The sequence below is a fragment of the Methylorubrum podarium genome, from assembly GCF_022179745.1.
GTDB lineage: Bacteria > Pseudomonadota > Alphaproteobacteria > Rhizobiales > Beijerinckiaceae > Methylobacterium > Methylobacterium podarium.
Genome location: NZ_BPRD01000286.1, coordinates 1 through 4,661 on the forward strand (window position 1 = coordinate 1; position 4,661 = coordinate 4,661).

At 71.2% G+C, this 4,661-nt stretch carries 8 protein-coding genes; 1 reads left to right on the forward strand and 7 read right to left on the reverse strand.

Annotated features, from left to right (window positions below):
• Both MFF42_RS14555 and MFF42_RS14560 read right to left on the reverse strand, forming a co-directional pair.
• The coding region (locus MFF42_RS14555) for a 2'-5' RNA ligase family protein (RefSeq protein WP_283206882.1) at positions 1–179 on the reverse strand (179 nt) is incomplete at its 3' end.
• A gap of 2 nt (positions 180–181) precedes the next feature.
• Positions 182–868: an arylesterase gene (locus tag MFF42_RS14560; RefSeq protein WP_238256369.1), complete on the reverse strand. Its 687-nt coding sequence runs from the start codon at positions 866–868 to the stop codon at positions 182–184.
• 189 nt (positions 869–1,057) lie between these two features.
• Between MFF42_RS14560 and MFF42_RS14565 the strand changes: the two genes are divergently transcribed.
• The gene (locus tag MFF42_RS14565) at positions 1,058–1,741 is read left to right on the forward strand and encodes an ABC transporter ATP-binding protein (protein WP_238256370.1); all 684 of its coding nucleotides are present in this window, start codon (positions 1,058–1,060) and stop codon (positions 1,739–1,741) included.
• A 259-nt stretch (positions 1,742–2,000) separates the two neighbouring features.
• On the opposite strand, the gene MFF42_RS14570 is transcribed toward MFF42_RS14565, so the two are convergent.
• The 5 genes from MFF42_RS14570 to MFF42_RS14590 all read right to left on the reverse strand — a co-directional run bounded on the left by MFF42_RS14570 (position 2,001) and on the right by MFF42_RS14590 (position 4,295).
• Complete coding sequence (locus MFF42_RS14570) at positions 2,001–2,198, reverse strand: hypothetical protein (protein WP_238256371.1); 198 nt, start codon at positions 2,196–2,198, stop codon at positions 2,001–2,003.
• A 157-nt stretch (positions 2,199–2,355) separates the two neighbouring features.
• A complete protein-coding gene (locus MFF42_RS14575; protein WP_238256372.1) occupies positions 2,356–3,027 on the reverse strand; it encodes an HAD family hydrolase in 672 nt (223 codons plus the stop codon).
• Between the two features lie 14 nt (positions 3,028–3,041).
• Positions 3,042–3,332 (reverse strand): hypothetical protein, encoded by a 291-nt coding sequence (locus MFF42_RS14580; RefSeq protein ID WP_238256373.1) that lies wholly within the window; start codon positions 3,330–3,332, stop codon positions 3,042–3,044.
• A 196-nt stretch (positions 3,333–3,528) separates the two neighbouring features.
• Positions 3,529–3,960 carry a DUF2934 domain-containing protein gene (locus tag MFF42_RS14585; RefSeq protein ID WP_238256374.1) on the reverse strand — a complete coding sequence of 144 codons (432 nt, stop codon included), beginning with the start codon at positions 3,958–3,960 and terminating at the stop codon, positions 3,529–3,531.
• A gap of 62 nt (positions 3,961–4,022) precedes the next feature.
• Positions 4,023–4,295: a hypothetical protein gene (locus MFF42_RS14590; protein ID WP_238256375.1), complete on the reverse strand. Its 273-nt coding sequence runs from the start codon at positions 4,293–4,295 to the stop codon at positions 4,023–4,025.
• Positions 4,296–4,661 lie beyond the last annotated feature (366 nt).

Genomic DNA, 4,661 nt, shown 5'->3' on the forward strand with positions numbered 1-4,661 from the left:
TCGGCGAGGCCGGCGTCGAGATCGGCGGCGACCATCGCGTCGATCTCGCCGAGGAAGCGCAGGGTGATGTGGTAGTCGGACGGTTCGATCCAGCGCGCGCCGGGCAGGCCGCCGCGGAAGAACGACAGCCGCTCGGCGACTTCCGCCGGGATCTCGAGCCCGGTGAACAGGCGCGGCATCGCTACTGTCCCTTCTGCTCTTGGCCCTTCTGCTCTTGGCCCTTCCGCTCCGGGCTCTGCCCCAGGCGGCCGAGGAAGGTCTCGACACTCGGCAGGATGCCCTCGACGACCCGCTCGACGCCCTTGGCGGTCGGGTGCAGCCCGTCATCCATGGTGTTGGCGCGCATGCCCGCCACGCCGTCGAGGAAGAACGGGTAGAGCACGAGGTCGTGCGCCTTGGCGAGGTCGGGATAGATCGCGTCGAACCGGGCGCGGTACTCCGTGCCGAGATTGGGCGCGGCCAGCATGCCGGCCAGCAGCACCGGGATGTTGCGGGTCTTCAGCCGCGCGATGATCGTCTCCAGCGCCTTGCGGGTCACCGCCGGATCGGTGCCGCGCAGCATGTCGTTGGCGCCGAGTTCGAGGATCACCCCCTGCGTGCCGTCCGGCACCGACCAGTCGAGCCGGTCGAGCCCGCCGGTGCTGGTGTCGCCGGACACGCCGGCATTGGCGATCTCGACCCGGTACCCCTTCGCCTTCAGCGCCCGCTCCAGCACCGCGGGAAAGGCGGCCTCGGCGGGCAGGCGGTAGCCGGCGGTGAGGCTGTCGCCGAGCGCCACGAGCTTGAGCGGTGCCCCCTGCTCGGCCCGCGCAGGATCGGGCCGCAGGCCGGCGGCGCCGACGAGCGTGGCTGCGGCGAAGAGGAGCATCAGCGCGGCCCTGCGCCCAGGGCGGGGCGCCCCCACATCGGGTCCGCCCGCCTCGCGCCGGGCGCGTAAGCGTGACACAAGCCTGCCGGATCCGGCTTCCGCCTCGTTCGCGTGGTGCAAGACCGTGTCCTTTCGCTCGAACCTGCCCGTGTGGCCCGCAAGCCCTTAGCCCAGATCGGTCGGTGCCTGATGTCGAACAAGGCCGTCTCCCTGTCGCAGATCGAGCTGAGCCTCGGCCGCGGCCCCGCACGGGTGCATGTCCTGCGCGGCATCTCGCTCGATGTCGAGCGCGGCGAGGCGGTGGGGCTCGTCGGGCCCTCGGGCTCGGGCAAATCCACTCTGCTCACCGTGATGGCCGGGCTGGAGCGGCCCGATACCGGCCGCGTCACCATCGCCGACACCGATCTCGGCCAGCTCGACGAAGACGGGCTCGCGCGCTTCCGCGGCCGCAACATCGGCATCGTGTTCCAGGCCTTCCACCTCGTGCCGACCATGACCGCGCAGGAGAACGTGGCGCTGCCCCTCGAACTCGCCGGCGCGCCCGACCCGCACGGGCGGGCCGCGGCGGAACTGGAGGCGGTGGGGCTCGGCCACCGGCTGCGCCACTATCCGGCGCAGCTCTCCGGCGGCGAGCAGCAGCGGGTGGCGATCGCCCGCGCGCTCGCGCCCGATCCGGCGATCCTCGTCGCCGACGAGCCGACCGGCAACCTCGACGAGGCGACGGGGCGGCAGATCGTGGACCTGCTGTTCGGGCTCAAGCGCGACCGCGGCGCGACCCTGGTCCTGGTGACGCACGATTCCGGCCTCGCCCGGCTGTGCGACCGCACCGTGCGCCTGCGCGCCGGCCGGATCGAGGCGCCGGCGGAGGCGTAATCCCGTATCCGGTGATCGCTTCGGGTTTTGCCAGACGCCGTCATCGCGAGCGTCAGCGAAGCGATCCAGGGCGCGACCTATCCGGGGAGGTCGCGCCCTGGATTGCCACGGCTTCGCCTCGCAATGACGCAGGGAACGGGAGCGACCGAGCGGATTTATGCAAGGCCCGGTGCGGGCGCCGAAAGGCAAGCATTGGCCGGATGTTGCAGCGGCCTGTTCGCGTACCGCCTCGGGCGGTGCGATCGGCAATCACAAAAGATCAGGCGCTCAGCGGGGCACCGATCCGGGCGCGGAGCTGAGCCCGCAGGTTCTGGTTGGCGGCACTGCGGTCGGCATCGAGGGCCCACATCAGGCGCAGGAGCCGGCTGATCGGCAGCGCCCGGTCCTCGATAGCCTCGGCGACCTGCTGCTGCAGGGATTTCGAGGTCGTCATGAGCGTCTCGGCCGTGGTCTGCATGCGTCGAATCCGAAGCGGGCTCGCCCCCCGCGGGGCGCGCTCTTAAACGGTTCCAAATCACAAGGCCATAGGTTTGCCGGCTCGCAGTTAGCGCTTTCTTGGACGGCGCCGAGGGTCCCTCACAGCTTTTTGACGCCGGCTCATCAAAGGGCCGGCGTCAGGCGAGGGGCGAGCGCGTGTAGCCGTCGAGCAGATCCTGCGGATCGCGGTAGATCGCGACGCAGCCGGCGGCCGACAATTCGGCCTCCGGAAAGCCGCCGCACAGGACGCCGATGGTGGAAAGTCCAGCGCGCGCAGCCGCTTGCGCGTCGTAGGGCGTGTCGCCGACCACCATCACCCTCTCCTTGGGGAGGCCGGGGAGCTTGCCCAGCACCGCCTCGAAGATGTCGGGATGGGGCTTGGAGCGGTCGGCGTCGTCCGAGGTCGTGACCACGTCAACGAGATCGGTGATGCCGAGGATCTTCTGGTAGTTCTCGACCTCGTCGGCCTTGCCCGAGGAAGCGAGGGCGACGGTCTGGCCTGCATCGCGCACATGGCTGAGCAGGGCGCGCACCGCCGGGAACGGCTTGGCCTGCGCGAGATAGGTCCGCTTGAACAGGTCCGAGCGGTAGGATTCGATCGCCTCACCCTCGCGGGCGAGCCGCGCCTCGTCGACGAAGACCGGCAGCAGCTGGTCGCCGCCCTTGCCGATCTGGCGGCGGACGTCCGCCTCCTCCGTCCGGATCCCGAAATGGGCGAAGGCCTCGACCCAGGCGCGGGCGTGCAGGTCGACGCTATCGAGCAGCGTGCCGTCGATGTCGAACACCACGGCCTTGATGCGAGCCGACATCCGGGAGGCGGCTCTCAGCGCGGGAAGAGGTGGAGGCCGTCGTCGGGCAGGAGGTTGCGGGCCGGTCCGCCGGTCTGCTGGCCGCCGCCCTGCTGGTAGTAGGGCAGTTCGGGGCGCCGGTCGTTGTCGCTGCCCGAATCGTATTGCCAGGGCGCATTCCACGGTGCCCGGCCGCTCACCGCCGGGACGGCGGGACCGGCGTAGAACGACTCGCCCGCCCGCAGCGGACCCGCCGCGGCGGCGCCCGAGACCAGCATCGTGCCGAGGAAGACGGCAGCGGCCCCTCGTCCCATCAGCGCGCGCATCGCGTGTCCTTTTCCGAAACGTCGGATCAACCGGGGACGCCCCGCCCGCGGAGCGCGAAGGGAAACGGCCGAGCCGGCCCCCCGTTCCCTCTTCCCCGCGCCCTCGCCCCGCCGGTCCCGCCCTTCCGAAAAAGCGAAGCCCGCCGTCCCCGGGGGACGGCGGGCTCTCGAACCGCGTTCCTTTCGGTGGCGCGGCTCAGTGGAGGACGACCGCCTCGGCTCCGGCGCGGGGCTTGGCCCGGCCGGCGGCCGGCTTGGCCTTCGCCGCCGACTTCGAGGGGGCCTTGGCATCGGTCTTGGCACCGGACTTGGCATCGGTCTTGGCCGCAGCCTTCGCCACCTTGGCGGCGGGCTTCTCGGCAGCCTTGGTCGACGTCTTCGTCGCAGCCTTGGCGGCCTTGGCGACGCCCGCCAGCACCTCGGCAGGAGCCCTTTCAGCAGCCTTGGCGCGGCTGGCGCGGGGCTTGGCGGCCTTGGCCGCCTCGGCCTCGATCGTCGCGGCCTTCGGGGCGTGCCGCAGCTCGGCCTCGGCCTGCAGCCAGTGGGCCTCGGCCCGGCCGAACACCCGGCCCTCGCCTTCCCAGATGTAATAGGCGCGCTCGCGCACGCTGGTCTCGCACAGCACCATGTATCTCTCCCGGAATCGTCCGACGTGAGGTCGAACGATGGAAGTTCATGGTTAAGGGCCGGTTAACCGCGTTTCGCACCGCGGGAGAGGCGGCGGTGGTTCGCCCGCACCTTGCGGCGGTAGCCGGCCACCACCGCACCGTGGGAGGCTCCCGTGGCGAGCTGCATCGCCGCCTCGCCGGCCGCGAGCACCTTCTCGCTCACCATGCGCTGCGCCTCCACCTGCGCGGCGGTGCCGCCGGCCGCGAGCTTGGCCATGCGCAGGGCGATCACCGATTGCGCCTCGAAGGCGAGCAGGGTCGTGTCGAGACCGAGCTTCCACCACGTCGCGAACATCGAAGAGATCCTCTGGTCACCACGCGGCCTCGCCCGGAGCGGTCACGGCAAGCCACGCCTGCCTATGGCCGCGCCCGGGAACGAGGCAAAGACACAAGATCGAGACACGGGATCGAGCGTCGCCGTCCGGCCGCCGCCCGTCGGGGCGGCCGGCGGGGCCTCGGCGCTCAATCGAAGCTGCGGCCCTTGGCGGCGGAGCCGCCGAGGCTGATCTTGACCTTCTTCGGCTGCGGCGCCTGGGCCGCTCCGGGCGAGGCCGCGTGGTGACCAGAGGATCTCTTCGATGTTCGCGACGTGGTGGAAGCTCGGTCTCGACACGACCCTGCTCGCCTTCGAGGCGCAATCGGTGATCGCCCTGCGCATGGC

Excerpts from the sequence above, each read along its gene's own strand:
- MFF42_RS14585 (WP_238256374.1), bottom strand. The coding sequence starts at position 3,960 with ATGGTGCTGTGCGAGACCAGCGTGCGCGAGCGCGCCTATTACATCTGG.
- MFF42_RS14570 (WP_238256371.1), bottom strand. The coding sequence starts at position 2,198 with ATGCAGACCACGGCCGAGACGCTCATGACGACCTCGAAATCCCTGCAG.
- MFF42_RS14565 (WP_238256370.1), top strand. The coding sequence starts at position 1,058 with ATGTCGAACAAGGCCGTCTCCCTGTCGCAGATCGAGCTGAGCCTCGGC.
- MFF42_RS14560 (WP_238256369.1), bottom strand. The coding sequence starts at position 868 with ATGCTCCTCTTCGCCGCAGCCACGCTCGTCGGCGCCGCCGGCCTGCGG.
- MFF42_RS14575 (WP_238256372.1), bottom strand. The coding sequence starts at position 3,027 with ATGTCGGCTCGCATCAAGGCCGTGGTGTTCGACATCGACGGCACGCTG.
- MFF42_RS14590 (WP_238256375.1), bottom strand. The coding sequence starts at position 4,295 with ATGTTCGCGACGTGGTGGAAGCTCGGTCTCGACACGACCCTGCTCGCC.
- MFF42_RS14580 (WP_238256373.1), bottom strand. The coding sequence starts at position 3,332 with ATGCGCGCGCTGATGGGACGAGGGGCCGCTGCCGTCTTCCTCGGCACG.